The 26,204-nt window shown below is 44.7% G+C and carries 23 protein-coding genes; 5 read left to right on the forward strand and 18 right to left on the reverse strand.

Annotated features, from left to right (window positions below; translation table 11 throughout):
• Positions 1-52: 52 nt before the first annotated feature.
• Positions 53-739 carry a cytochrome c biogenesis protein CcsA gene (gene ccsA, locus L0660_RS04595; RefSeq protein ID WP_235158353.1) on the reverse strand — a complete coding sequence of 229 codons (687 nt, stop codon included), beginning with the start codon at positions 737-739 and terminating at the stop codon, positions 53-55.
• Positions 740-776: 37 nt separating this feature from the next.
• A complete protein-coding gene (locus tag L0660_RS04600) occupies positions 777-1,454 on the reverse strand; it encodes a heme exporter protein CcmB (protein ID WP_233795774.1) in 678 nt (225 codons plus the stop codon).
• Between the two features lie 171 nt (positions 1,455-1,625).
• Here L0660_RS04600 and L0660_RS04605 point away from each other — a divergent pair, with 171 nt between their 5' ends.
• Together L0660_RS04605 and feoB are read left to right on the forward strand one after the other, a co-directional pair.
• Positions 1,626-1,853, forward strand: a complete 228-nt coding sequence (locus L0660_RS04605) for a FeoA family protein (protein WP_026630930.1) — start codon at positions 1,626-1,628, stop codon at positions 1,851-1,853.
• Between the two features lie 29 nt (positions 1,854-1,882).
• Positions 1,883-4,018 carry a ferrous iron transport protein B gene (gene feoB / locus L0660_RS04610; RefSeq protein ID WP_235158354.1) on the forward strand — a complete coding sequence of 712 codons (2,136 nt, stop codon included), beginning with the start codon at positions 1,883-1,885 and terminating at the stop codon, positions 4,016-4,018.
• 8 nt (positions 4,019-4,026) lie between these two features.
• Here the strand turns inward: feoB and L0660_RS04615 are convergent, their stop codons facing one another.
• Genes L0660_RS04615 through L0660_RS04625 form a run of 3 tightly spaced genes read right to left on the reverse strand, consistent with a single transcriptional unit; the run spans position 4,027 to position 6,143 of the window.
• On the reverse strand, positions 4,027-4,383 hold the full coding sequence (locus L0660_RS04615) for a DUF5615 family PIN-like protein (RefSeq protein WP_235158355.1): 357 nt from the start codon (positions 4,381-4,383) through the stop codon (positions 4,027-4,029).
• Positions 4,383-4,610: a DUF433 domain-containing protein gene (locus L0660_RS04620; RefSeq protein ID WP_235158356.1), complete on the reverse strand. Its 228-nt coding sequence runs from the start codon at positions 4,608-4,610 to the stop codon at positions 4,383-4,385. Before L0660_RS04620 ends, L0660_RS04615 begins: the two co-directional genes overlap by 1 nt.
• 36 nt (positions 4,611-4,646) lie before the next feature.
• Positions 4,647-6,143 carry an NAD(P)H-hydrate dehydratase gene (locus L0660_RS04625; protein WP_235158357.1) on the reverse strand — a complete coding sequence of 499 codons (1,497 nt, stop codon included), beginning with the start codon at positions 6,141-6,143 and terminating at the stop codon, positions 4,647-4,649.
• 131 nt (positions 6,144-6,274) lie between these two features.
• Here L0660_RS04625 and rplS point away from each other — a divergent pair, with 131 nt between their 5' ends.
• Positions 6,275-6,637: a 50S ribosomal protein L19 gene (gene rplS / locus L0660_RS04630; RefSeq protein ID WP_233796335.1), complete on the forward strand. Its 363-nt coding sequence runs from the start codon at positions 6,275-6,277 to the stop codon at positions 6,635-6,637.
• Positions 6,638-6,806: 169 nt separating this feature from the next.
• Positions 6,807-7,592, forward strand: a complete 786-nt coding sequence (gene dapF / locus L0660_RS04635; protein WP_235158358.1) for a diaminopimelate epimerase — start codon at positions 6,807-6,809, stop codon at positions 7,590-7,592.
• Positions 7,593-7,619: 27 nt separating this feature from the next.
• On the opposite strand, the gene L0660_RS04640 is transcribed toward dapF, so the two are convergent.
• Together L0660_RS04640 and L0660_RS04645 are read right to left on the reverse strand one after the other, a co-directional pair.
• On the reverse strand, positions 7,620-7,925 hold the full coding sequence (locus L0660_RS04640) for a rhodanese-like domain-containing protein (protein ID WP_235158359.1): 306 nt from the start codon (positions 7,923-7,925) through the stop codon (positions 7,620-7,622).
• A gap of 2 nt (positions 7,926-7,927) precedes the next feature.
• Positions 7,928-9,070: a DEAD/DEAH box helicase gene (locus L0660_RS04645; RefSeq protein WP_026630936.1), complete on the reverse strand. Its 1,143-nt coding sequence runs from the start codon at positions 9,068-9,070 to the stop codon at positions 7,928-7,930.
• Positions 9,071-9,246: 176 nt separating this feature from the next.
• Between L0660_RS04645 and L0660_RS04650 the strand changes: the two genes are divergently transcribed.
• Positions 9,247-10,071 carry a hypothetical protein gene (locus L0660_RS04650; RefSeq protein ID WP_235158360.1) on the forward strand — a complete coding sequence of 275 codons (825 nt, stop codon included), beginning with the start codon at positions 9,247-9,249 and terminating at the stop codon, positions 10,069-10,071.
• Between the two features lie 6 nt (positions 10,072-10,077).
• Here L0660_RS04650 and L0660_RS04655 read toward each other — a convergent pair whose 3' ends face one another.
• The 11 genes from L0660_RS04655 to L0660_RS04705 form a co-directional block, all read right to left on the reverse strand.
• On the reverse strand, positions 10,078-11,808 hold the full coding sequence (locus tag L0660_RS04655) for a M14 family metallopeptidase (protein WP_235158361.1): 1,731 nt from the start codon (positions 11,806-11,808) through the stop codon (positions 10,078-10,080).
• Between the two features lie 23 nt (positions 11,809-11,831).
• On the reverse strand, positions 11,832-12,989 hold the full coding sequence (locus L0660_RS04660) for a lipase family protein (RefSeq protein ID WP_235158362.1): 1,158 nt from the start codon (positions 12,987-12,989) through the stop codon (positions 11,832-11,834).
• A gap of 80 nt (positions 12,990-13,069) precedes the next feature.
• Positions 13,070-14,098, reverse strand: a complete 1,029-nt coding sequence (locus L0660_RS04665) for a hypothetical protein (RefSeq protein ID WP_235158363.1) — start codon at positions 14,096-14,098, stop codon at positions 13,070-13,072.
• Between the two features lie 5 nt (positions 14,099-14,103).
• Positions 14,104-16,788 carry a DUF3352 domain-containing protein gene (locus tag L0660_RS04670; RefSeq protein WP_235158364.1) on the reverse strand — a complete coding sequence of 895 codons (2,685 nt, stop codon included), beginning with the start codon at positions 16,786-16,788 and terminating at the stop codon, positions 14,104-14,106.
• Positions 16,789-16,799: 11 nt separating this feature from the next.
• Entirely contained in the window at positions 16,800-17,543 is a 744-nt protein-coding gene (locus tag L0660_RS04675) for a glycosyltransferase family 2 protein (protein WP_235158365.1), read from the reverse strand.
• 76 nt (positions 17,544-17,619) lie between these two features.
• Positions 17,620-18,738: an acyltransferase gene (locus L0660_RS04680; protein ID WP_235158366.1), complete on the reverse strand. Its 1,119-nt coding sequence runs from the start codon at positions 18,736-18,738 to the stop codon at positions 17,620-17,622.
• A gap of 2 nt (positions 18,739-18,740) precedes the next feature.
• Entirely contained in the window at positions 18,741-20,435 is a 1,695-nt protein-coding gene (locus L0660_RS04685; protein WP_235158367.1) for a hypothetical protein, read from the reverse strand.
• Entirely contained in the window at positions 20,432-21,352 is a 921-nt protein-coding gene (locus L0660_RS04690) for a transketolase family protein (RefSeq protein WP_233795786.1), read from the reverse strand. The genes L0660_RS04685 and L0660_RS04690 overlap by 4 nt, the downstream gene beginning before the upstream one ends.
• Positions 21,353-21,385: 33 nt before the next feature.
• Positions 21,386-23,380, reverse strand: a complete 1,995-nt coding sequence (locus L0660_RS04695) for an NAD-dependent epimerase/dehydratase family protein (RefSeq protein WP_233795789.1) — start codon at positions 23,378-23,380, stop codon at positions 21,386-21,388.
• The gene (locus L0660_RS04700; protein WP_235158368.1) at positions 23,373-24,200 is read right to left on the reverse strand and encodes a transketolase; all 828 of its coding nucleotides are present in this window, start codon (positions 24,198-24,200) and stop codon (positions 23,373-23,375) included. The genes L0660_RS04695 and L0660_RS04700 overlap by 8 nt, the downstream gene beginning before the upstream one ends.
• Positions 24,201-24,315: 115 nt before the next feature.
• Positions 24,316-26,184, reverse strand: coding sequence for a glycosyltransferase family 39 protein (locus L0660_RS04705; RefSeq protein WP_235158369.1), 1,869 nt, complete (start codon positions 26,182-26,184; stop codon positions 24,316-24,318).
• Positions 26,185-26,204 lie beyond the last annotated feature (20 nt).

Below are 26,204 nucleotides of genomic sequence, written 5' to 3' on the forward strand. Positions count from 1 at the left end.
TTAACGAAAATTTGATTTAAAATGTTTGTGATCGTTCAAACTTAGTGCGTGTTCAGGCTATTTTGTCAGAAGTTATCAATGCTTCGTCCCTGACGCGGTTGATTACTTTAATCCGGATCCGAAGTTCGGCCAGCCATAATCCCAGCAGAATGTAACCGATGATAGCAGGATAGAATACTTTACGGATATCGCTGTTGAAATCGTAGGAGCCGAATGTACTGTTTCCGCCGCTGCCCGGATGCAAAGAATCTGTCAGCCGGGGCAGGATGTAAATGATTGGAATAAAAACAGCGAATGCAAAAATGTTGTAAACCGAAGAAATGCGCGCTTTTCGCTGCTCGTCTTCAAAAGAGCTTCTCAGCAGCAGATAAGCGAGATAGATCAGGATGCCAACTGCCGCACCATTCAGTTTCGGGTCATTCGGCCAGGGATCGCCCCAGGTATAATTGGCCCAAACGGAGCCGGTGAGGCAGCCTAAAATTCCGAAGAATATAGCGGACTTGGCCAGTTCACTCGCAATGTCGTCGTCGCCGATGCTTCCCTTATTCAAATAACGGATTGAAAAAATCATGGACACGAACAGCAGCGTGGTCATTGCCAGCCAGAGCGCTACGTGAAAATAAGTGTTACGAATGCTCTCATTGATGATGGCAAGGTGCGGAACAGGGCCCATCAGACCCATAACAATGACATAGAATATGATTACTATGCAGAGGATTTTCCACCAGATCTTTCTCATTTTACTCTTTACTTTAATGCTTACTCGCCAGTCTGAATCAACTTCTCCACAGATAAGGAAAAAGCAGATAACTGAGCGTAATTACTATGAGATCAATTGATAACAGTGTGCTGATTTCGTCCGTACTGACCGACCAGTCCAAGCCATCCATGGCATTCTTGGCCAGCTTGATCGTCATCAGGAGCATGGGTAATATGATCGGGAAGCTAAGAACAGCCATTAATGTTGCGCTGTTATCCGCTTTGGAGGCAATCCCTGCCACAAGGGTAAGCACGGATGCAAAACCGATGGCGGCCAAAAAAAGGCACAGGATAAAAAGCCCCATATCACCGATTGCATTGCCCATTACAAACGAATAAAATACAAACCCCATTCCGGATAATAATAACATTATCAGCGAATTGTAAATTATTTTTGAAATAATGATCGCCTGCGGACTGCAAAGGCTGTAATAATAAAGCAACCGGCCATAGCGCTCCTGAGAGAAACTTTTGGCGATCGCATTTACCGCAGTGAACAGAATGATGATCCAGAATAGTGTGTTCCAGACAATAGGAGTGAGTTGATTTCTTCTGAGATTAAAGCTCAGATAGCAAACGAAAACGGTGCTGATCACGTAAAGTAACATGCCGCTCAGCGCATACTTTTGACGCCATTCGAGTGTAACTTCTTTCCAGATAAGGGTTTTAATCTCGTTCAAAATTCCGCTGCTCATTTACTCTTTGCGCTGCAAAAGTACTACATAAAGCCTGAGGGAAATAATAAAACGGTCATGATTTTCCATGATTTGTATGGGTGGGAGCACAATTGCAAAAGTTATGTTTGAATTACGGTGTGATAGTGCTTTATTTGCACTTTAAATAAAATGAATCTAAATAAGGAGTGTATGTCAGCTCGTACGGTCAGTCATCTTCGAAAGGGCGAAAAGGGGGTCATAAAATCTTTTACGGATCGGGCAATGTCGTTGAAATTACTTGAAATGGGCTGCCTGCCCGGGTGCGAAGTGCGTCTGGATGCAGTTGCGCCTTTTGGTGATCCGATCTGTATTAATGTTGGCGGTTCCTATTGCCTTTCGCTCAGGTTGAACGAGGCGGCCGTGATTGTGCTTGAATAAGCGATACGTTCCGATTATAAGCCTCTCCATTGAAACAAGGGAATATAAAAGTTGCGCTGGTTGGTAACCCCAATGCCGGCAAGTCTACATTATTTAATGCATTAACCGGTTTACGCCAAAAGACCGGGAATTTTCCGGGCGTTACCGTTGAAAAAAAATCCGGAACATTCAAGCTTCCCGGCCAGTCGGGCCAGCCCGATGCTGCTGCCATCGTTGTAGATCTTCCGGGCACATATAGTATTTATCCCAAATCAAGGGACGAGGTTGTCGTAATGGACATTCTCGCTAACCCTGCCCACCCTGACTTCCCGGATGTCGTTATCGTAGTTGTCGATGCGTCGAATCTTCAAAGGAACCTGCTCCTTTTTACTGAAATAAGCGATCTTGGCCTGCCGTGCGTCCTGGCACTTAATATGCTTGATGTGGCTACGAGTATGAACCTGACGGTTAATGCCGTGCAGCTTGCTATGAAACTGAATGTGCCGGTCGTGCGCATCAATGCGCGCACAGGTGAAGGATTGAATGCGTTAAAAGATGCGGTGCGGCAAATGGCGGATCGGGTTGAAAAACCGGAACTTGCCTATTTCTATGAGCCCAAAGACAACGAGATCGATTTGATTGCGGATGTCAGGCGTATGTATAGCCTTGATAATGATTACGTTGCGTTGCAGTATGTTTGTCAGCATGATAATTTCTCATTTTTGGAAACGCCGGCAAGGGTTGCGCTGGATAAACTGATTGAAAAGCACGAGTTTGATGAAAACGGCTTTCTGGCAGCTGAAACCGTTGCGCGCTATGAGAAAATAAAGCCGATAATTTCTAAATCAGTTAAGTCAGCAGGTGTAACCGAGCAACCTTACTGGACGCGAAAGCTGGACAGCATTCTGATGCACCCGTTTTGGGGATATGTTACATTCGCTGCCGTCCTGATCCTGGTTTTCCAAGCCATTTTTTCATGGGCAACTTATCCCAGCGATTTGCTGGATGCGGGAATTGCGGCCACTATTGAATGGACAAAAGCAGTTCTGCCCGAAGGATTTTTAAATGATCTCCTTACCGACGGCATCATGGCCGGACTGGGAGGAATTCTGGTATTCATTCCACCGATTGCCATTCTCTTCGCGCTCGTTTCAATTCTCGAAGAATCGGGTTATATGGCGCGTGTAATGGTGATTATGGATAAACTCATGCGCAAATTTGGTCTGAATGGCCGGAGCGTAGTCCCTCTGATCTCAGGCGTGGCCTGCGCGGTGCCTGCGATCATGACAACCAGGAGCATTAGCAGCCGTTATGAACGTTTACTGACGATTTTGGTAACACCATTGATGAGCTGTTCGGCCCGTTTGCCCATTTACACCATTCTTATTGCCTTGGTTGTGCCGCCTACAAAAGTGCTTGGCTTCCTCAATATACAAGGCTTGGTTTTGTTCGGATTGTATTTCCTCGGTCTTGCAGGTGCGCTGGCGACTGCGTGGATTTTGTCATTGTTCATTCCCAGAAAAGAACCCGGCTATTTCATGCTGGAAATGCCTTCTTATAAGCTGCCGCGCTGGGGCCATGTGGCATTTACCATGTATGACAGCGTGAAATCATTTGTGCTGGAAGCAGGAAAAGTGATCATGGCTATTTCGATCATTCTGTGGGTGTTATCCACATATGGCCCGGGTGATAAAATGGAGCGGGCGGAGGAAAAAGTTGTTGCCAGCATGCCGCAAGCTTCTGAGGAACAAGTTAATGCAGCCATTTCGTCCGCGCGCCTGGAAAATTCCTACGCGGGCCATTTCGGTCATTTCATCGAGCCGGCAATAAGGCCTTTGGGTTATGACTGGAAGATCGGCATTGCATTACTCGCCTCATTTGCCGCAAGGGAAGTTTTTGTGGGAACAATGGCAACCATTTACAGCATCAGCGGTGATTTTGAGGACGTCCCGACGGTTAAGGAACGGTTGATTAAAGAAAAGAATCCCAAAACCGGCGGTGCCATGTTCACGCCAGCCGTTTGTTATTCACTCCTTATATTCTACGTTTTCGCCATGATGTGTATGAGCACCATCGCCGTAGTTCAACGCGAAACCCACGGCTGGAAATGGCCGTTGATCCAGCTAGCCTATTTAATGGTGCTGGCTTATGTATCGGCGTTTGTGGTTTATCAGGTTTTGAGTTGAAGGATTGCTTATAAATTGTAAACAACAGCCGAACTGCCCAATTCGAGGAAGAAGCCATCTTCCTCATTTAATGTAGCAATCAAAGGAAGATTTCTCTCAAGAAGTTCTACTAGCAACTGATTGGAAATGTTGCCTAGAATGATCCTGACCAATTTTCTGGGAGTTTTATGTAGCAAAAAAGAAGTTCTGAAATCTTCGTCTTTTGTGATGACGATCAGATTTTGCTTGTCTGCAACGATGCATATTTCAGCGTCAGTTGAATTCCATTTCGAGGGCAAATGATTAACATGAATCGCTGAATGTCCTAAGCTTGTCAGGTGTTTAGCCAGTTTGATAGGAATGTGAACGTCGCAAAGAAAATCCATCAGGCCGCGTCCTTAATTAGGCGCCCGGACACCAGGAGTTTCGCGTAACTCAGGCAGGCTAAAATATCTTCCCGTTCTAATTCGGGATGATCTTCAAGAATTTCATCGAATGACATTCCCGAACCTAGCATATCGATAATGACTTCCACAGGCCATCGCATTCCCCTTACACAAGGTTTCCCATGGCATATTGATGATTCGATGGTTATTCTTTCTAAGTATTGCATAGCTTAATCAATTGTATCAAATTTAATCATTTGCGCTTACCAACCCAAATGCTCCACCAAATCCGATGCGATCAGCGCGCTTTGTCCTCGTTGGTCGGCGGCGCGGTCACCTGCCAGGCCGTGTTGGTATACTGCTAGAATTGCCGCTGTCTCAGGTTCATATTTTTGGGCTAAAAGACTGGTTACTATCCCTGTAAGCACGTCGCCGGTGCCGCCTGTGGCCATGCCGGGGTTGCCGGTGGAGTTGAAATGCACCTCGCCGTTTGGAAGAATGACGGCTGTGTTCGCGCCTTTCAGACAGATATTTACTTTGTGTTTTTTGGCAAAATCAATGCCGATTTGTAAGCGTTCAAATTCGTCTTTGCTTTCTCCTGCCAGGCGCTGGAATTCTTTGGGATGTGGGGTTAGGACAGTGTTTTCGGGTAATTTATCCAGCAGGTGCCGGTTTTCTGACAAAATATTCAAGGCATCCGCATCAATGATCAATCTGGCGTTTATATCATCCGCATTGATGCTATTCAATAGTTGTTCTATGACTTGAACAGTCGTAGCATTTTTGCCAACGCCCGGGCCGATGCCGATGGCTGAGTAAGAGGTGAGATCCGTTACTTCGCTTAAATGTTTTGCATTCTGATCCGTGATGGCCATTGCCTCGGGAATGGAAATCTGGATAATGTCATATCCGCAGGACGGAATGTGCATGGTCAGCAAACCGACGCCGGACCTGAGACAAGCCTTGCCCGAAAGGGCGGCAGCGCCCATTTTGCCGTAACTCCCTGCCATAAGCAATGCGTGCCCAAAAGTACCTTTATGCGAAAACTTGTCCCTTGGCTTAATTAGTTTTTCTGCTGTGCGCTTATCTGTATAATGGTAAGGCGTTTCTGCATTTTTGATAAATTCTTCACTCAAACCAATGTCCACCAAATGCCATGAACCCACAAATTTCGAGTTTTGAGGCATCATAAACGCAATCTTTGGCAGCTGAAATGAGACGGTGAAGTCAGGTTCTATTATCGGGTCATCCTTTTGATTGCTTTTATCAGCATACAACCCGCTTGCAATGTCGACTGAAACCAGCTTGTTGGGAAGTGCATTTAAAGAATCAATGATATGCGCCAACAGCCCTTCGGCGGGTCTTGATAAACCGGATCCTAATAAGGCATCAATGCAAATCACGTTGGGTGCCAATGTTGGGAATGAACCCTGAGCAGTGACACTAACGGGTTGCAAATGATCCTTTAAACGTGTTAAGTTGCTTTGAAAATCCTGAGAAGCTTTGTCTGTGTATTCGATGATGTAAACTTGAACATCATAACTGCTGGAGCTCAAAATCCGGGCAATCGCCAGTCCGTCCCCGCCATTATTTCCTTTGCCACAAAAAATAGCAACGGGGCGGGTGTTGACAAATTGATTACAAAACCATCGGACAAAGGCATTGGAAGCCCGTTCCATTAAATCAAGGGATGAAACCGGCTCATTTTTAATAGTATAGGCATCCAGTGCGCGAATCTGTTCAACATTTAGGATTTTCATGTAAATGCTTTTACAAACAAAGAAAAAATATTAGCTTTGCACTCGTTTTCGCAAGAGCTGTTTTGAATGAAGGGGCGTCACCTCATCCGCTGGAAGCAAGCTATCATTTTAAATCCAAAAAAGCATTCGTCATGAGCGAACTTATTAAACTCGTAGAAGCTACGATTGAAAATCGTAAATCCGAGTATCCTGAATTTACTTCAGGCGACACGATCAACGTACACGTTAAGATCCGTGAAGGTAACAAAGAGCGTGTTCAGCAATTCCAGGGCACGGTTATGCAACGTCGTAACCTTAGCGGAAGCGGTGAAACTTTCACAGTACGTAAAATCTCAAACGGCATTGCCGTAGAACGTGTTTTCCCAATTCTTTCACCAAGTATCGCTAAAATCGAATTGATTCGTCGCGGTAAGGTGCGTCGTGCACGTCTGTTCTTCTTACGTGGCCGTCAGGGTAAAGCCGCTCGTATTAAAGAGCTTAAAGTATCGAAGTAATATAAATTTCCTTCGGACAAAAAATTTTAAACCCTGCAAGCGATCATTTCTTGCAGGGTTTTGTTTTTCCATTGTCCGCCGGTTGAAACCGGCGGCCATTGTTTTATTTGTCCGTCAATTTAAATGGACCCCATGCCCGTCGGTTTAAACCGACGGAAACATTAATAATATGAACATTGCTTTTTTTAAATATCAGGGAACGGGAAACGATTTTGTGATGATTGACGATCGAAGCAAAACATTTCCGGTTTCGAAAGAGTTGATCGCTTCTATCTGTCACCGCAGGTTCGGCATCGGTTCCGATGGGCTGATCCTGTTGCAGAATGAGCCGGGCTACGATTTCAGAATGGTGTACTTCAATGCGGATGGGGGCGAGGGCAGCATGTGCGGCAATGGCGGACGCTGTGTTGTGCGCTTCGCGCACGATTTAGGGCTTTTTACGGATTCAACAACATTTATAGCTGTCGATGGTTTGCATGAGGCCACGGTTACGGGTGATGTCATTAGCTTGAAAATGTCGCCGGTGAGTAATGTGGAGCGCCGTGAAGAGTTTGATTTCATGAACACCGGCTCACCGCATTATGTCACTTATGTGGATAATGTGTCAGAAACGGATGTTGTGAATATCGGCAGTGAAATTCGCTATGGTTCGGTTTATGGGCCGAAAGGCGGGACGAATGTGAATTTTATTGAAGTGATCGAGGACAATCATTTAAGCGTCAGGACCTACGAACGGGGCGTTGAGGATGAAACTTACTCCTGCGGAACCGGTGTAACTGCATGTGCATTATCGGCACATTTACGCAAAGGCTTTGACGGGCCAATTACCATTGAAACAATTGGCGGGACATTGAAAGTTGATTTTGAAGAAACGCAGTCCGGATTTGACAACATTCATTTGATAGGGCCCGCGGTTAGGGTTTTTGAGGGTGTTTTGGACTTGCCAAGCCTGTAAGACTTAGCAAATTTCAGCTCCGGCCATCTATTCGGACTCAATAATCCCTCCGTGGACATGGAAAATCTGCTTATCGAGCCACTCCGGCACGCGGCAGTAGTCCATGGCAGCCACTTTGCTTCTTACACCATTTGTGCAAATTACGATAATGCGCTTATATGGAACGAGATCCGCTCTTCTTTCGCGGATCTCGGCCAAAGGAATATTAATTCCTCCTTCATTAAATTCTTCAAATTCCCAGGTTTCCCTTACATCAACTAATACAGCATCAGGTTGTTTTCCTAGTTGCCTGGCCTCATGGAGGTTAATGTCGGTGTAAGTATTCCTTGTCATTGTTACCGGCCCGTTGCGTACGGATGGTCGTTTACAACCGGGATATTTTTGGCGATCAATTTGTGAATGTCTTTCAGATAGACTTTTTCATCCAGATCACAGAATGAAAATGCAATTCCCTTCGCTCCTGCACGACCGGTTCTGCCGATTCTATGCACGTAAGTTTCAGGAATGTTAGGGATCTCGTAGTTGATGACGTGTGTTAAGTCATCCACGTCAATTCCCCTTGCAGCAATGTCTGTTGCTACTAAAACCCTGGTGGTCTGGCTTTTAAAGTTTTTCAAAGCGTTCTGGCGGGCATTCTGGGATTTGTTTCCATGGATTGCCTCAGAGCTCACGCCTGCTTTTCTCAAAACCTTCACAACTTTATCTGCTCCATGCTTTGTCCGGGTGAAAACCAATGCAGTAGCAATGGATTCGTCCCTCAAAATGTGTAGTAAAAGCGAATTTTTATCAGATTTATCTACAAAAAAAACAGACTGACGAATGGTGTCCGCAGTGGAGGAAACCGGAGTTACTTCTACTTTCAGCGGATTTCTTAAAATCGTATTCGCTAATGTTACAATGGCTGGTGGCATTGTAGCTGAGAAAAACAGCGATTGCCTTTTAGCGGGAAGCAGCTTGATCACTTTTTTAACATCATGAACAAAACCCATGTCCAGCATCCTGTCAGCCTCATCCAGAACAAAGAATTCGAGCTGGTTTAGCTTGATAAAGCCTTGATTAATAAGGTCTAATAAACGTCCTGGTGTTGCTATAAGCACGTCTACGCCCCTTTGAAGCGCATCCGTTTGTGGTTTTTGACCAACTCCACCAAAGATCACTGTATGCTTAACACCCGTATGCCGACCGTAAGCGGCGAAACTTTCACCGATCTGGATCGCAAGTTCACGTGTTGGCGTTAAAATTAATGCGCGGATTCTGCTTTTCTCGAATTTTCCAACTGGATTATTATGAAGCAATTGAAGCATTGGAATAGCAAATGCTGCTGTTTTTCCTGTGCCTGTTTGCGCGCAGCCTAGTAAATCTTTCTGATCCAGGATAATGGGGATCGCTTTCGCTTGGATGGGGGTGGGAGTGGTGTATCCTTCTTCTTGAAGAGCCTTAGCAATAGGCTCAATGAGCTTTAAATCTTGAAATGTCATTTGATTTTTTTAAATGGCTGTCCTTTATATTAATATAAAAACAGCCTGAATAATATAAAGGCCCTTGTAAGCCAAGGGTATAACAGTAGTATATTTTTAAACGTTCAGTCCATATACTCCGCAAAAGTATCCAGGATTGTTTAAATTTGATTGACATTCATCAACTCATTTGTTTTATGATCAGATCCTTCGCGCTAACTGTATTATTATCAGCGATATTCGTAGTTACAAACGGCCAGGATGTTCTCGTTAAGAAAAACGGCTCGACCATTGACGGGAAGGTTACAGAAGTTGGGATCGACCGCGTTTCTTACAAAATCAGCTCGGAAGACGGAAGTGCCAGTTTCGTGATTAAAAAAAATGAGCTGAACCGCATTGAGTTTGGAAACGGACAAACTGTTTTCATTGATGAAAGAAATCTGCCGGGCAAGCGGCGCGCACAACCGGCGAGCAACTCGTATCTTTTTGGAAGACATCTGATCAACTTTTCACCGTTCAAAGCATTGGATAGCGGACCAGGATTGGGGCTGAGCTATGAAATCCTGGCAGATGAAAAAGGCTATTTTGGCGTCATACTGCCTATTTCCATCATTTTTCCGGACCGTTTCAACTATACGTTTGATGGAAATGGCGATCAGGCAGAGTCGTTTTACTTTTCTCCTGGCTTGAAAATATATCCCTTCGGACAAAGAAAGGTTACCTATGCCGTCGGACCGAGCGTTTTTACGGGCTTTGGAAAACAGTCCCGCAATAACGGTTATTACGATCCTAACACAGGAACCTATACGGGCAACAATACCGAAACAAAAATTTTTCGTTTTGGCATTATCGTCAACAATTATGTGAATTTCCAAATCACAGAACGTTTTCAGATTGGCCTGAACGCAGGTTTAGGGTCGCGGTATATCGACCGGGAGACTTATAATGACAACCGGCAGATAAGTAATGGCGGCATTAATATCACCGGCGAATTCAATTTCAATCTGGGGCTGCGTTTCTAATAAGCATCATTTCATCAGCCTGAATACCGGATAGCGCATATATTCCTTTTCGCGGTATGCCGAATTGTCGTAAATAAAGTCCAGCTGCGCCGCGGCACTTTTTGCAAACTCAGGATCATTTTTACGCCTATCTGCCAGCTTGATCCTCAGGCTGACGTCCTTGGCGAGCAGTTCGGCGGCAAGATCTTCAAACACATAGGCGGAATAATGTTCCTTGGATTGCAGGATCGTGTCAAAAAAATTCCACTTGAAAAAAGAATCTACACCTTTCGGTTCCAGCGTTTCCACAATGTAACGGTTAGTCCATTGGTTTACAGGAATATACCAATCGCCTTTCTTGAATTTGACCTGCTGATTAACCGTTTTCGTAGTCACGCTCGTATGCCAGTAGTGGCCCTCAAATGGCTGCTTGGGCGTTTCCAGGTCTTGGATATAGTAAGTCTCCACTTCCATTTCAGCGTCATTCTCTAACTGCTTGACTTCTACACCATTCAGCTTCATGAGGTCGATAATGTTGTGCCATCCTTGCGGAATAATGTATGCAACGGGCTTGGTAACCTCGTCTAATGGCGAGTAAGTGTCGTAAAAAGGGATTTTTTTGGTAAATGGCTTGGAGCGGTTGTATGATAACCTTTGCGCTCCGCTCACCTTGCTGGTAATGTATTCAGGTTCAAAGCCCTTAAAGTCGATTTGGGTGTTTTTGACTTTATTGACTTCCCAGGAGACAGCAAATTTCTCCTGCGTTTTTACAGCCTCTTTGGTGTCTTTCCGGAGTTTAAGAAGCTCCCTGCGGTTTCTTGCCAGGAACTTAATGTTGCCCAACAAATAAGCGTAAGTTGCGGCAACGCGCTTGTCATAAGGCTTCAACATATGCGTTTCTGTCATCACGCCGATCGTGTGAAATAATGCAGCATAACCTGTTGAATAGCGAGGCCAGTCCGGGAATTGCACAAAACCCTTGTCCGGCGTCTGGCCCCAGGAATTAACATAAGGCGTTGCCTCAAATCCTGATTCCTTCAAATGCTTATACATATAAGGCAGGAAAACCTTATCATTGAAATAGCCCAATTTACCTCCAAGCTTGTCTTTTTGTGCATAATCCAATGTCATTACATACTGATAATCAGCGCCATTGCTCACGTGTGTATCTGCAAAAAGATCGGGGTCCAATTCATGGAAAATAGCCGCAAAGCTTCGTGCATTTCTGGTGTCATTCTTGATAAAATCCCTGTTCAGATCGTAATTCCGGGCATTGCCCCGAAAACCATATTCTTCCGGCCCTGCCTGGTTCGTGCGCGTTGTGCTGTTCCTGTTTAATGCACCGCCAATGTTGTAAAATGGAATTACGGCTATGATCACATTGTCCAGCTCAGGGAATTTCCCCGGATTAACGGCTATGTCGCGCAGCAGCATCATGGACGCATCCACACCATCCGACTCGCCCGGGTGAATGGCGTTATTAATCAGCAAAATGGCTTTTTGCTGCGATTTTAGTTTTTTAATGTCGAATGTTTTGCTTTTGGAATATAACACCAGGTGAAGCGGATACCCGCTGTCGGTGAGTCCTTTTTCAGTGATCTGAATCTGCGAAAAGTCCTTGGCCAGCAGTTTGTAAAAAGCAATCCCTTCTTCATAAGTTGGCGTTTGTTTGCCGCCGCTGCTTTCAAATCGGGTTGTGTACTGGGCCTGTGCTGATAATGTAAAGGAGAAGAGTATTGAGTAAAAAAATAAACGCATATTCGAATCGAAACTTGTTGAGATTAATGTTTGTATTTCTGCATTAAATACAAATACGGGTCTGGCAAATGATGCATAAAAACCTGTGTATCTGAATCTGGGAATTGCTTGTAATATGCTGCATCCGGGATTAATGCAATTGTAGGCCCTATGCGGACGTAATTGGCACTTTTGAAATAAACCGGCGGCTGAAACTCCGGCAATGCCTTTTTGATGGACTTTGACGCATAATTTCCCAGGTATTTCTGATAGTTTTTCTGCGCCTTAACACTCGGGTTTTTCATCTGTTTGTAAGCGTGCTTCAGGGCAAACCGGGTTAGTAGATTTTGTTTTTTGATAACCGGGTCAATGTTCTTAAAAGGATTGGTTTCATTGAAATCATCCAGGGTCTGTACGGAAAAAGGCAGCTCAGGCACCCAATCTGCTGCATTTACCACATTATACCCCCAGCCACCGTCAATCAAGCTCTCGTATTCGTAGGCATAATAAGTGTTTCCGACTTTCGGGCTTGCGCTTGCATAACTCTTGAAACGGATATCGGCAGGCAGCTTTTTGTCTTTTTGTAATTGATAAAGATGAGAAGTAAGCAGAAAAGTGATGGCGCCTCCCTGGCTGTGGCCCATAATCAGAAATTCTTTAATGCCTGATTTGTAGCAGGAATCGATTTTTGGAACAATATCTTTCGCTAAAAAAGCCATCCCGACAAGCCAGCCGATATGAACGGCCGCGTCCGGATTGTCGGCCAAATGATATTGAAATGTGTAGTCATTCGCCAGCTTAACCTCGCCTTTTGCCGGCACCATGGCCGCATAAAAGTTTTCTAACCAACCGACAGGATTCACTGTCGTCCCGCGGACATTGAGCACTGCAATAGGGTGCTTTTTGCTGATCCACAATCCCCATTTGTTATCCAGGCCCACCACGGAAGAGTTGTATACATTCGTAAAATGGGTCGGTTTTGTGATTGCAGATTTTGGTTTTGAAGGGTCAACCTTTGTGGAATCGTATAACAGAACGTGCATCCTGAGCAATTCCAAATATTCCTCTTTATCAAAGCCCGGTTTGAGCTGGCTATTCTGCGCTTTTACGGAAACTGAACCGAGCAGAATCAGAATGGCAAGAAAGCAGCAATAGTGTCTTTCAATTTTGTAACGTGAGCTGCGCGGGTGATTCTCTGACATACGATCCAATCTTTAAAAGCGTGAACGTAACATTTGTTCACTTAAATGTAGAAAATCCCGGCAGATAAGCAGGCAGGCATTTAAATATTTTCCTGCCCAACGAGTGTGTTAATCAATGCATTGGCTTTGTTGAGCCACAAATTCTGTGCTTCACAAGTCCAGTGGGAATCGCCTTTCAGGTAAGAAGCAGCTCCCATTTTGCGGAAATCGGTAAGCACGTCAATGTAGGGAACCGGGAGCTTTGGATGGGTGTAAACCCGCTCAATGAGTTGATTATAAGCGCCGTAGTCAGGCTGTAAAACAGAAACTTTGTTGGGAATAATAGCTAGCGCAACGAAGTTAAAACCCATTGTTAGCGCAGCATTTTTTGTCAATTCAAGATTCATCACCAGCGAGTCCAGTTCCGAATTCCGGACTTCGGAGAATGAAGAAGTAACGTTGGGCGTGTCTGTGTCCATGTGTGAAACCACGGCACGGTCATTGTCGATCAGGGTAACATTGGTGTTGACACGATGAAAAAGATGATAGGTAAAATCGGCTTTCCATTCCTTAACCTTCAAAAAAGCTTCATTTTGGAACAAAAGAGCCTCAAAGCGGTCCTGAGCTTGTTTCCCGTTGAATGCTGCATCCAGTTTGTGCATAAATTTGGATGACGAGATCTGTTGCGTGAATGTGGCTGAATCCGGCACAACGGAGGTTACGGGTGTTGCCAGATGCTGTCTGAAATGGCGTTCTACGGATTCAAGCAAAAGAATGTTGGTCGTCGACGTGTCGAGTTTCACATGCAGCACATCGGCCCACTTCACATATGCATATTGATCCACCGCGAAATCACTTTTTCCTACGCGTTGCGCTTCCGTAAAACTATCGCCTACGATATACAAATGCACTTTTTTTGCATTGTTTTTCCTGGCTGGGGGCGTGTATGCCGGGCATTCTTGTCGCGGATCTTTGAATGCGGACAGGTTGGCCATGCGGTAAAGGTCACCGTACTGATAACCGTCGGTGATTAATCTGCATTTTCCAACCAATGCTAACAGGGTAGGGTTAAGCCCGGTGGCCCAGACAATGCATCCCAAAAATAAAACCGCGTATTTTAAAAACTTCATAACTGCTAACGAAGCTTAATAGACCAAACCTGGATTTTTTTCTCCGAACGGCTGAATATAAGCAATTTGTAATATCCGGGCTGATAAGTGAGCTGCGCAGGCATTTCGGACGGGATAGCCTTGTCGCCCAGCCGCTTGCCGGTCATGTCGAAAACCGTTGTGTAACTTCCTGACTTAATGGTAATAAAGCGATTGTCAACGCCAAAAAAGTGATATTGAATGATCGAATTTGGAAGAATGTCCTTTATTTCAAAAAGATCGTTTCCATCCTTCGTGATGATCGCCGTTTTAGAATTCAATGACCGGATCAGGATCCAATCCAGCGAATTCCGGTCAAATAATGTCTTGAATTTCGAGCCGGGTTCAGGTCTTAGCAATTGCTTACGGGAAGTAATTTTGCCATCCAGACTAATGCGTATCAACTCGCCGGAAACACTCACCCCTACAAGTTCAGGCTGGCCGGTTGCGGGATTCTGCGTCCACGTAAATGCACTTTCCGTTCGCGTCAGGATGTCCACCGGGAAACCTTGCTTGACCGTGCCGTTTTCCTTTAAGAGGAAAATCTTACCGTTTTTCTGCGTTACAATAAACCCTCGATTCCCGATCTGGTTCAATGCAACAACGGGACTTTGAATGTTCTCGAACTGGACGGAATGGTTCAGTCGCCTGATCGGCTTTGTGACGCTTTCCCAAAGGAAAAGCTCTTCCGCCGTATTTTTTATAATAAACCGGTTACTGCCGTCATCACCACCGTCAATCGCGTACAATGCAGCAATATCCTGGCCGGAAGGCAGCGAGCCAGTAAATGTTGTGACGGTGGTAGAATCATCTTCGTCCAATGCGTAAACCGTGCTCTTAGTCGCAAAAATACGCTGTTGCCGTCCAATGTTAAGAAAATCGACCTTATAGGCAGATGTAATGATCGGCCCGTTTAGCTTGGCAATGGTTTCGGTTTTTCCTTCTCGTAAATTATTGGTCCTTAGCAAGTTATTTTGCTTGTCGGTCAGCAATATCTCCGAACTTCCATCGATCGGGTTCTGCAAAGCCGCCAACTGGGAATCGAAAATTTCCGGCCATTCAATGTCAATGTTCAGGAAAGTGCGGTTCAGGACTTTATTGGCGGTCTGGCGTTTTTTGGGAATAAGTGTGATTTCCGGAAATGCATCGCCGTCCTCATATTTGCATTGAAATACGAGTGATTCCATCTTGGTAACCAAATCATTGTATTTCTTAATCCCGCCATTGCCTGCACGCGTCTGCGCCTTACGCAAATTGACGATCAACGAAAGCTGGGCTTCTGATTTCGCAGAAGTAAGGATGCTGTCATATTCAGGGGATTGTTTCCAGGTAATCTGATTTTCGTAGTCGACAATGTAATTCTGCAAAACCTGGGAATTGTTGCTGATCACCAGATAAGGCGCAATGTAAGTGATGTAACTGCGCGGGAAACCGGTAAACATCGGGCCGTAGAGGCCAGACGGCAGCTCTGGAATGGGCACAGAGTAAATGTCGTAACCCTGATATTGGTCAATGGAAACATTGGTTTCTTCATTTGCCAGGCGCGCCAGCTTTTGCAGCACAGGCCGCAATTTTTCATAATTCGAAAACTCAGCCAACAAGATCTTGCCGTCACTAATGCTGTTATTTTCTTCCAATTGACATAAAATTAACTCAGCACCCAGGTTATCGATGAGCTGATTGCTTTCCTTTCCAATGTAGTAAGCAAGCTTGTTCCACGATTCTGACTTGTATTTTTTATGCCATTTTTTAAACTCCTTCTGAAATGCAGCCCGGTCTACAACTCCCGATCTGTAAAGAAATGACGTTTGTTGAGATATGTGCTTGTGACCGCTGAACGGGGCACCGGGAATGTCCTTGATAATGTTGGTAAGGTAATAATCCGGTGCATCAGTTCCGGTCGACTTCAATGAAAGACCGCCTTTTGACTTCGCTTCTTCAATGTGAAAATCCTGGAATGTCGGAAAATTCCGGCCGAACTCGTAAAAGTTGCTATTGATATTGTCACCAGCAATAACTGATTTCCAGGCATCATTTCGCAGATAAATGCTTGTTCCATAGTCCGAATCGTTCAGATCGGAGAAGCGTGATTTCAGCTTGAATGATTCAATGTTAATAGAAGAAGCCCGGACTGCATCCTCAATCAGATCGCCGTAATAGCTTACAATTAAATAATGATCTTCAACAAGATAGGAAAAAAGCGGACGTGAATTGGCATCGATAATGTCCGTAATGCGATGATCCTGAAAGTTATGGTGCAACGCGCGGATGTTGGGATTCTGCGGCGTGCTCAGCCATTTCGATTCTTCCTCATTAGCAATGGGAATGTACATGATCACCCCCCATTCTGTGCTTGTGCGCGGATGGTAGGAGTAGGATACGGCTTTGTTTTTGAGGAAGTTACCTAACTTTTTCTGGTCTTTTGTAAAAAGGTTAAGGAGCGATAAGTTGTCGCTTGCAACATCCAGCAGAGGAAGTCGCTTCACATCCAGATTGGCGTCCGTAGCGACGTAGAGAGAGTCCTGAAGATGTTCGCTGGTGATGACCACAAGCGCGCTGGACGGGATGAATTTCCACGCAGCAGCCGAGCCTCTCGAATATTTGAACAGAAAATATCCTGCTGCTGCAATGACAGCAGCGAGCAGGATAGCTAAAATGTATTTTTTCGACACAAGCCTAATGGTTAAGCACGGATCGCTCTCACTTTATCATTGAGTTCCAGGCGAAACCGCAACAGTTCTTTAAAGCTGCGTATACAAACCTTCCACAGGTTCCATTTGACGATCGAAACCGTTCCGGTTTCGCGGTCTTTATGTGTAATGGGGATATCGAACAACTCCTGACCCGATTTTTTGGCCATCACAGACAAGAAAATGTTAGGTGCGAAAGGCTCAGGATCAGGCAATTGGTTCATCAGTTTTTGCAGGAACGTTCCTTTGATCAAACGGAAAGGAATGTTACTGTCCATAATGAATGTGCCATAAACCGTCGAGATCGTTCCGCGAAGGAATTTTGTGATGAACAAACGGACGCCGGCATCGTGCCTTACTTGTCTGTAACCTAGTATAAACTGCGATTGGCTGCGCTTGTTCCAAAGTTTATCGAAGTCATCGGAAACGAACTGATCATCGCTGTCTGTCTGGAAAACATATTCCGAATTCAGTTCAAGCGCTTTGCGATAGCCATTTACGACTGCATTGCCATGACCACCGTTTTTCTGATTGATAACTGTCAGATTGCTAACCTCCTGCTGTAATTTGTCCAAAAGCACTTTCGTATTGTCTTTCGAACCGTCATTGATTACAATCAGTGTTGTATTGTCGTTGGGAAATTTATTTTTTAAGAAATTAGTCCAATTATATACTACCTTTTCGATACAATCCTGTTCATTGTATGCGGGCATTACTATACTAAGAAGGTACGACATGCAGAAACTTATTTGGTATGGTTGCGCGAAATTAATAAATAAAGCCTGTAACCGGGCTATGGGTAATGATAAATTACTAAGCGTACCTGTCTTTCAAGGCATTAATGGGCTTCTCAAAAAAGTGCCAGGAGACAGCAGCGACAGCAATCGTTAAGAGGATCACGACCAGCGCTTCAAAGGCAACCGAGCCTTTCAGTTCCGGAGCATATTGATAGATTTTCCGGAAAATGCGAACAGTAGGGTGCATAGGGCCACTATGAAAGTGGTTATAGACGAAATTGTGATAGAGATACAAGCCGTAACTGATTTTTCCTAAGTAAATGCTCACTGGATTTTCCAGAAAAGCGGCCATGATTCCCGTATAGCCCATAACGCCCCGCCCGATCAGGAAAAAGCCGAAGATGGACGACACCGTTCTGTCCAGGACAACAAATGATACATTGAAACGGTTATCAAATGTTTTAGACCAGAATTGAAGCAGGACCCATATAGCGAATGCAAGCACAACGGGCCATGATTTACTGAAAAGCTTCTCAAAAAAATCGTTCCTGTAAAGCTGCAACCACGCAAGTAAGCCACCCAACGCAAATGAGTCCAGACATGCTGGCGTACTTACATACGTAACAATCCAGTCGTCCAGGGCAAAATTCGGATGTGTGTAGAAATAGTAAAAACGAAATGCAAGGCTTAGCAAGCCCATAATGCCCAAAACCGGAACCAGCTTGCCTTTTGGAATAAAAAATATAAGGAAAGGAAAGAATAAATAAACCTGCTCTTCAACGGCCAGCGACCACAAATGATCCATAGAACCCATCCAGGTTTTATTCCAGGCCATGTAAATATTTGTCCCGTACAATGCCAGCCAGCCCAGTTTTTCTCTTACGGGAGGCACATTGAAGATATAGAGCAGGAAAATGGTCAGATAATAGACCGGAAAGATCCTTATTGTTCTGCGGATCAGGAATTTGCTTAAGTATTTTTTGAACCCGCCTTCCAGTTCATAGTTTTTCTCTTTGCTTTTCAGAAGAATCCGGGAAATCAAAAAGCCGCTTAGTACAAAGAAGATTGTCACTCCTGTAGCGCCGACGGGCACCGTGTTGATTTCTACAAACAGATGTTCGATCAGCACCAGTGCGATGGCAATGAAGCGGATTCCATCAAGTTGAATAATGTGTCCCTGTGATGTGCTGCGCATAATTACCAGTTTACCTTCACTGTCTTTTTCTTAGTTTCCTTTACCCGCACTTTCTGGTTTTGAAACAGAATGCCCGTTTGATCTCCCTGCTGCCTGATTAATGCAACATCATAAAGCCCTTTGTCCATTTCGGAAAAAGGAATGTTCGCCCTGAATCCCGGTGCAAAGTAATATTGTTTCAAAAAAAGCTCTTTACGGCTTGTATTACGCGTTCTCAATGCTGGAAACAGGTAATATCGCTCTTTGGAACTGAGCAAAATGTATATGCCGCTGTCCTGCAATCTCTGGCTGGTAAAAGTATTATTTTCAATGGTCAGATTTTCTTCGCCAGCTTTAAAAGTAGTGCGATCGTATAATTCGGTCAGGCCGCGCGAGTTTCCGGCATAAGTCTGGCGGTCGGCCACGGAAATGAGCGGGAGAAGCTTATTATAGAAAACGGGAGTTTTCTCGACTATATTGGCCGCAAACGAAGTGTCAGTCGGGGATTTCAGTTCTTTGTCTGTAAAAGTCCAGTTAAACTGCGAAGTCGTTAACTCCTTGCGCAAGTTATAAGCGTCAACCAAATGATAATGGTAGCTGAAAATGTTGAATATCACGCCCAGGAAAACAATTGATGTCACATAGGGTGAAAGAAAGCTTCCGCGAATCGGAATAACCACATACAAATACGCGACAATCAGCAAGAGCACCGAGTAAATCTTATAACGGCTGGTTACGAGTGTGTCAAATCCAAATCCGGCACGGCTGTAAACCACAATTAATGCAGTGGCCAGAATGAAAAGGATAGTTCCGAGACAGAAAAGGTCGGTTATGCGCTCAAATTTCTGGCTGTATTTATTCCGCACGATTCGGAACAGCGTGGTGGAAACAATAGAAATAGCAACCAGGAACAAAACGATCCCCATAAAAAAGCAAACCTTAATGTGGTCGGCAACTGGAAAAGATTCCGCAAATGATCCCAGAAATGCCATGTAGCCCTTAATGAACTGGAAAATGGTTGCTTTGGATTCGGGATTGGATTCCGGTTTAGTATACCAATTGAAATAGCAGAAGATCTCAACGGCACTGACAACAAGCCACAATGCGAAGCGCTTTCTATTGCCCGTCAGGAATAATAGCAGTGCGCCCAGCGGAAGAACCAGCAAACCATTCCCGCTCGTCAGGATGGTGACGCCAGCAAGAATAAGGGAAATTACGAAGGGTAGTGTTTTAAAATTGATACACAAATACAACGTCCAGACTGCCAGAGTAACGACACCAAAATTCTGGATCGCAGCCATTCCCCAATACATATTTTCCCAAAATGCAAGTGTAAGCCAGAGAAAAGGAACGGGTAATAGGGCAGATAAGGGCTTTTTGTTCTTTTTTAGCAGTTCGTACCAAAGCGGGATAACAGCCAAAAGCAACAGATTCCCGGCTGTCATCAGATGCCGGTAATTCAATGATCCAAATAACGAATAGTCCCACCACGAAATGAGCCTTGTTAAGGAAATCCGGTGCTCATTATGCTGTTTAAAAAGCAGCCAGATCTTCTCTTTCCAGGACGACGCCTGGGAATAATACAGGATAAATTCTTTTAAAGCGTGGTCGTCAAATTTTGGAATATTAATAGCATAATAATTCCAGACCATAAAATAAATCAGGACCGGTAGCAGCAGGATCAGGCTCAGAAAGATAGTTAAAGCCTTTTTCGTCATGCCGGAATCATTAACTGACCAATGTGGGAAACGATGGAATCAGGATCCAGGCCGGATAATTTCTGGTGATATGTCTGACTTCCGTAACGGGCGTTCGGATAACCTTCCGCTCTGAGGCTTTTGAAAGCCCGGGGAAAAATGCCTTTCTCCAAAAGCTGGACAGAAAGCTGTTGCGCCAATCCGCCAATGCTGATGTGTTCTTCCGCCACAAGAATTGCAGGCGCTTTCCGAATGAGCGTTTCCACTTCGTCGGTAATTTGCAAAGGGAAATGCATTGCCGTAATCACATTCACCTTCGCTGTAAGATCTTCCGAAAGTGAAAGGGCGGTCATGACATTATTAGCAATTGGTCCTAATGCAAAAACTGTAATTTCAGCCGTTTCCGGCGCATGGATTACTTTGAATGAACCTGAAATGTAACTGTTGTCGGGAGTTGTTTTTCCCGCGCCCAAACGCAGGTAAGCGGGGCGCGCGTCAGTGACAATCTGTTGAATCATAGGTTCCACTTCATCAGCAAAAGCAGGAACCCACACATTTGCGTTCTGCTGGCCGCTCAGGCAAGCCAGATCTTCAATTGTATGATGGCTGCTTCCCATGATTCCGTATCCATAACCACCGCCGTTCCCGACAAGGAATACGGGCAAGTTATTGAAACACACATCATTCCGAAACTGCTCTAAGCAACGGTAAACGATAAAAGGGGCAATGCTGTAACAGAAAACTTTATAGCCTTTATGCGCAAATCCTGCTGCCACGCCGACCATATTCTGCTCAGCAACACCAGCATTTATAAATCTTTTACCCATTTTGGCCTGCAAATTTTCCAATGCATTATAGCCAAGATCGCCAGTAATGAAGACAACGGAGTCATCCTCCACTGCCAACTGCTCCATAGCGTTTGAAAATTCTTTTCTCATTCGGTTTGTATGATGATGCTTTGACTATTGCAATTACTTCCTCAATTGCTTCACTAACGTCCGGATCTCGTCTGCGGTTTTGTATGATTTTGAGCCGCGGCGGATTCTGGTCCGGATGTATTTTGGTCGCTTTTTGGTTTCTTCAAAGATCTTGGCAATGTATTCTCCCAGGAACGAAATGCCAAGTATGGTTAACCCTCCAAAGAAAACAACCAATACAATAACGGTGCTGATGCCTTGCGGTGTGTCCCTGAAAAACACGAATTTCGCTAAGATTTGCCAGATAATCCCTAAAATCGAAAATCCGGTTAAGGCAAAACCTGCATAACTCATCAATTCTAACGGAGCAAAGCTGAACGAGAAAATCGCTTTTTTTGCCCACCAAATGTTTTTTGTCCAGTTGTTGGTTGATACGCCAAACATTCTCTCCGGCCTTACATAAGGAACGCCCGTTTGCTTGAAACCAACCCACGCGCGCAATCCACGCAGAAACTGCTCTGTTTCAGGCAGATCTACCAATTCCTTAACAACCTTGCGATCAATCATAGAAAAATCGCCGGCATCGCGGGGAATCGAAATATAACTGAGTCCCTGAAATACTTTATAGAACGATTTATAGAAAAAGTGAATGTGCGGTTTCATTTCCCTCTGAACCCTAACGCCATAAACGACATCGAATCCTTCCATCCATTTCTCGTAAAAAGCAGGGATAATTTCCGGCGGATCCTGTAAATCACCATCCATTAAAACCACGCAATCGCCCGTTGCAATCTCCATTCCACTCAAAAATGCAGATTGAGATCCGAAATTACGCGAGTGACTGATTCCAACAACATTAGGATCTTTATCACAAATCTGGCTAATCACTTCTTCCTGATTATCAGGCGAGTTATCATTGACAAATATGATTTCATAGCGCACTTTCAGATCATTGAAAGTCTTCACAAGCCGCTCGTACATGAACGGGATAGCCTGCGCATCCTTATAACAAGCGATGATCGCGGTAATGATCGGATTCAGTTTCGGGTTTTCGAAAGCAGGAATGACACGGTCTTCGTATTTTATCTGCGCCTGCCAGTCACTGTATTTTGAAAGGCCGGTTTCCAGCGAAGTCCGGGCTTTCCAGCCAAAGTCCGTTTCAAATGCGCTCGGATCGCCGAACCATTCAGCAAGGTCCCATTTTCTGTTGGACATGCTGCCCCACTGCGGCTCCTGCGTAATGTTGAATGTTCGTCTGGACGTATCAACGAGGTCGCCCATCGTTGTTTTACGACCCGTTGCAATGTTGTAGGACTTCCCTGAAGTTTCCTTGTTAATCTTTAATGCCGCGTCTAGAAACGCTTCCACGCAGTCTTCTATGAAAACAAAATCACGGCTTATATCCGGAGATACGAGCGAAGGAAGTTGCTTTTTCCGGGCGTTTTCGATTAGTTTCGGGATCAGCCGGTCCGGCTCTTCCCAGTATCCATAAATGGAGTAAAGTCTGAGATTAAGCGTTTTCAGGTTGAAAACTTTGGCATAATATTCTAATAAATAGGCCGCTGAAACCTTGGAAACCGCATAATGACTGTTTGGCTCAACGCGATCAGTTTCTTTTGGAGAAGTGCAGTTGAAGCCATATTCCGAACTGCTTCCCGCATGGATATAAACCATTTCGGTCGTACAGTTTTGCAGAATGTTAACAGTCCCGATGACATTGGTTTCATAGGTCAGGTTGACATTATTTTGCTTGCTGTAAGCGCCATAGGCCGCCAGATTAAAAATCGTTTGCGGTTTATATTTTTCAAAAACCTCTTGAACAGAGTTGTTGGAAAGGATATCGCAATGGACAATGTTTTCAAAAGGAACATTCAGCAATTTCAGCCTCCATGCTTTTGTTGCGTCATGTGTGAGCGCATAACAGTCCTTTCGGATCTTAAAAATTTCGTTGAAAAGATTGGCTCCGATGAAGCCGCTTGCACCAAAAACAAAAACTGGCCCTTTTAAACTTTCTATTTTATCGCGGAAAACCGGCAATTGGTCAAGCATTCGTCAATTCATTAAAGTAGCGTTCCTTTACTTCCAGCGTGGCTTGCTCGTATTGGTCTTTGTTCATTGGTAAATAATGCCACTCTAATTTATGCTCCATGTAGGACACTCCCTTGCCCTTCACAGTGTTTGCGATAATCGCCTTTGGCAGCCCGTTCTTGTGCGTTTTAAGTTCGTCAATAGCCAGACTTAGCGCATTAATGTCGTGACCGTCAACCTCTATCGTTTCAAAACCGATTGCATTCCATTTCTCAACGGAGGCTGTTTCTCCCAACACTTTATCCGTTGGACCAAAACCCTGCAAACCGTTTTTATCAACAATCATAAACAAGTTATCCAGCTGATTTTGGATCGCATAATGTGCTGCTTCCCAGGTTGTTCCTTCATTTGTCTCGCCATCTGAAAGCAACGCGAATGAATAAGTTTCTTCTCCGCCGACTTTTGCTGCGTGAGCGATTCCGGTTGCAATGGGGAGGCCGTGACCCAATGAGCCGGTTGCGAAAGGAATTCCTTTGTATTGCCTTGGGGCCGGATGGGCTGGGAGTGAGGTGCCGTCCAGGTAAAAAGTGTCCAGTTCTTCGTCTGTAATTTCGCCTGTAACATTCAAGCAGGCGTATAATGCGGCGGCGGCGTGTCCTTTGGATAAAATAAAGGTGTCTTCCTCCGATTTTTGCAGAAAAAGAACAGCGATCATCAGATCAATGCAGCTTAATGAGCAGCCGATATGACCGGCATTTGCTTTGTGGTAGAGACCCAGAATTTTAAGCCGAAGTTCTCCGCTTATCTGTCTTGGGTCATTCAATATCTCTTCTGCGGTCATGCCTGTGTATATGTCGATATTAAGAAAATCTCACTAAATAAAGGTCAAATCTTCGATTTTGAGAGTGCAATATACAAAATCTTATTTGTCGGCTTTTGATATCAGCCTACATTGCCTACTCCAATCCGTAACGCAGCCCTTTCAATTTCTTGATCACAACCGGTTCAGGATTTCCTGCTTTTTTAAGTAAAATATGTGTAGTCTGTGTCGTGTCCATCACCTGCACATATTGGGCGTCTTTGGGCAGATACAAATTCGTCACCTGCGCGTCCTGAACCGAATAGGAGAGGAATGTCCTGTCCATTTCTGATAAAATCGGATAGCGGGAAGCGGGATACAGGATCGTGTCGCCTTCCTGATACAATTCCTTAATTTTTTGCGCCGCCTCATAGTAAGGGTTAGGAGCCCGCGGTGTCGAAAAATAGCCGTATTTCACCGACCGGTCTGCATAGAATTCTCCAAGCCGTAACGAAACAAAATACAACTGACAAGCTAAGCCAACAAAGATCAATGCCCTGAATTCCAGCTTAATGGTGTTGTAATATTGCAGCAAAAGACTCAGCAATATGATCGCATAGGGAAACGAAAAACCCGAATATCGTTGCATCAATCCATATGTATGGCCGTTTTTGAACGACATAATAATCAAAAAGATCGTTGGAAACAGCGCCATAATATAGACGATCCAAAGCCGTCTCCTATGCTGCTTATCAGCCTGCATATGCACATCGGGAATAAAGGAGAGTGCAAAAATACTGACCGAAAGAATGATGAATTGCAGCTTATGATTTGAGTAAAATACAGCACCGGAAATGGCCAGAACGAAAGGAATAGCCGCTTTCACTCCGTCATTCATTTTAATGTGGTTTCTGAACCGATACCAAATGATCAGCAGCACGCCAATTGATATAGAAACAATTACATTCTTTCTGCCGGCAAGGGCATCCGTCAGTCCGTTGGTAAAAATAATTAGGTCTGAAAAAAGTGGCAGCGCTTTGGTGAACACATTACCAATTGTGGCAGGTAAAATAATGCCGAAAGGATTGTCCATAGGCCGTGTTTCGGCCATTCTTTTGTAGAGCGCTGCCTGATAATTAAGCGTATGCAGCGTATACGTCCCGCCGCCATAAATCATCCACCAGGCCACACCAGACAAAGCCGCTACGGCCGAAACCGCCATTCTTATCCAACCTTTGACATTCCTTAGAAAAAGTAAAGCATATAAGGCGTGCCCCAAAAGGACCGCAATAGAAAGAAAATGGGATAGGATGCTTAATCCTGCAGTTATAATGTAGCCTATGTAAAGCCGGGTTGTTTTCCGCTTTGCAGCCTCTCTTTCAATGATTTGTAAAAAGAAATAGGTAGCAAGCAGGGTAAGGAAGAACATTAAGGAGTAACTGCGCGCTTGCTGGCTGTAACCGATAAAAAACGGCTCGATAGCCACGATCGCAGCGGCAATCAGTCCTGTATTAACCCCAAAAAAACGCCTTCCGAACAAGTATACCACACCAATGATGAGCACGCTGAAAAGCACAGAAAGGGATCGCGCGGAGAAGTCCGAAAGACCGAAAACCTCCATCCAATAATGCAGCAGCAGATAATAGAAAGGGCTGTTTCCAATATCACTCCGGTTATTGGCTTCGTAATAATCTTCTATTGTTTTGGGTGCCCAAAACTCGGCGGGTGTAAATGCACGCGGGGCATAATTTTCGTTGTAAGTAAATGAGCGTAAGACTCTTGGCGGCCTGAGGCTGAATTCAGGTGTTTTCCAGAACTGCGAATCCGATAATGTCAGCTTAGAAAAAACTTCCTTTTGGTTGGCACCTTCCAACACAACACCCTGGCTGATCACCATTGTGCTTCTCTCATCGAAGAAAATACTGTAACGATCCAGATTGTGAAGCCTGAGCGCAGTTCCCGCAATTAAAATGACAGCGAAAATGAGCCAGGTTTTCAGAGTTTCGTTCGTACGGTTTGAAGACATTTAAGAAAGTTGATGTGCGC

The sequence above is a fragment of the Dyadobacter sp. CY351 genome (genome assembly GCF_021502625.1).
GTDB classification, from domain to species: domain Bacteria; phylum Bacteroidota; class Bacteroidia; order Cytophagales; family Spirosomataceae; genus Dyadobacter; species Dyadobacter chenhuakuii.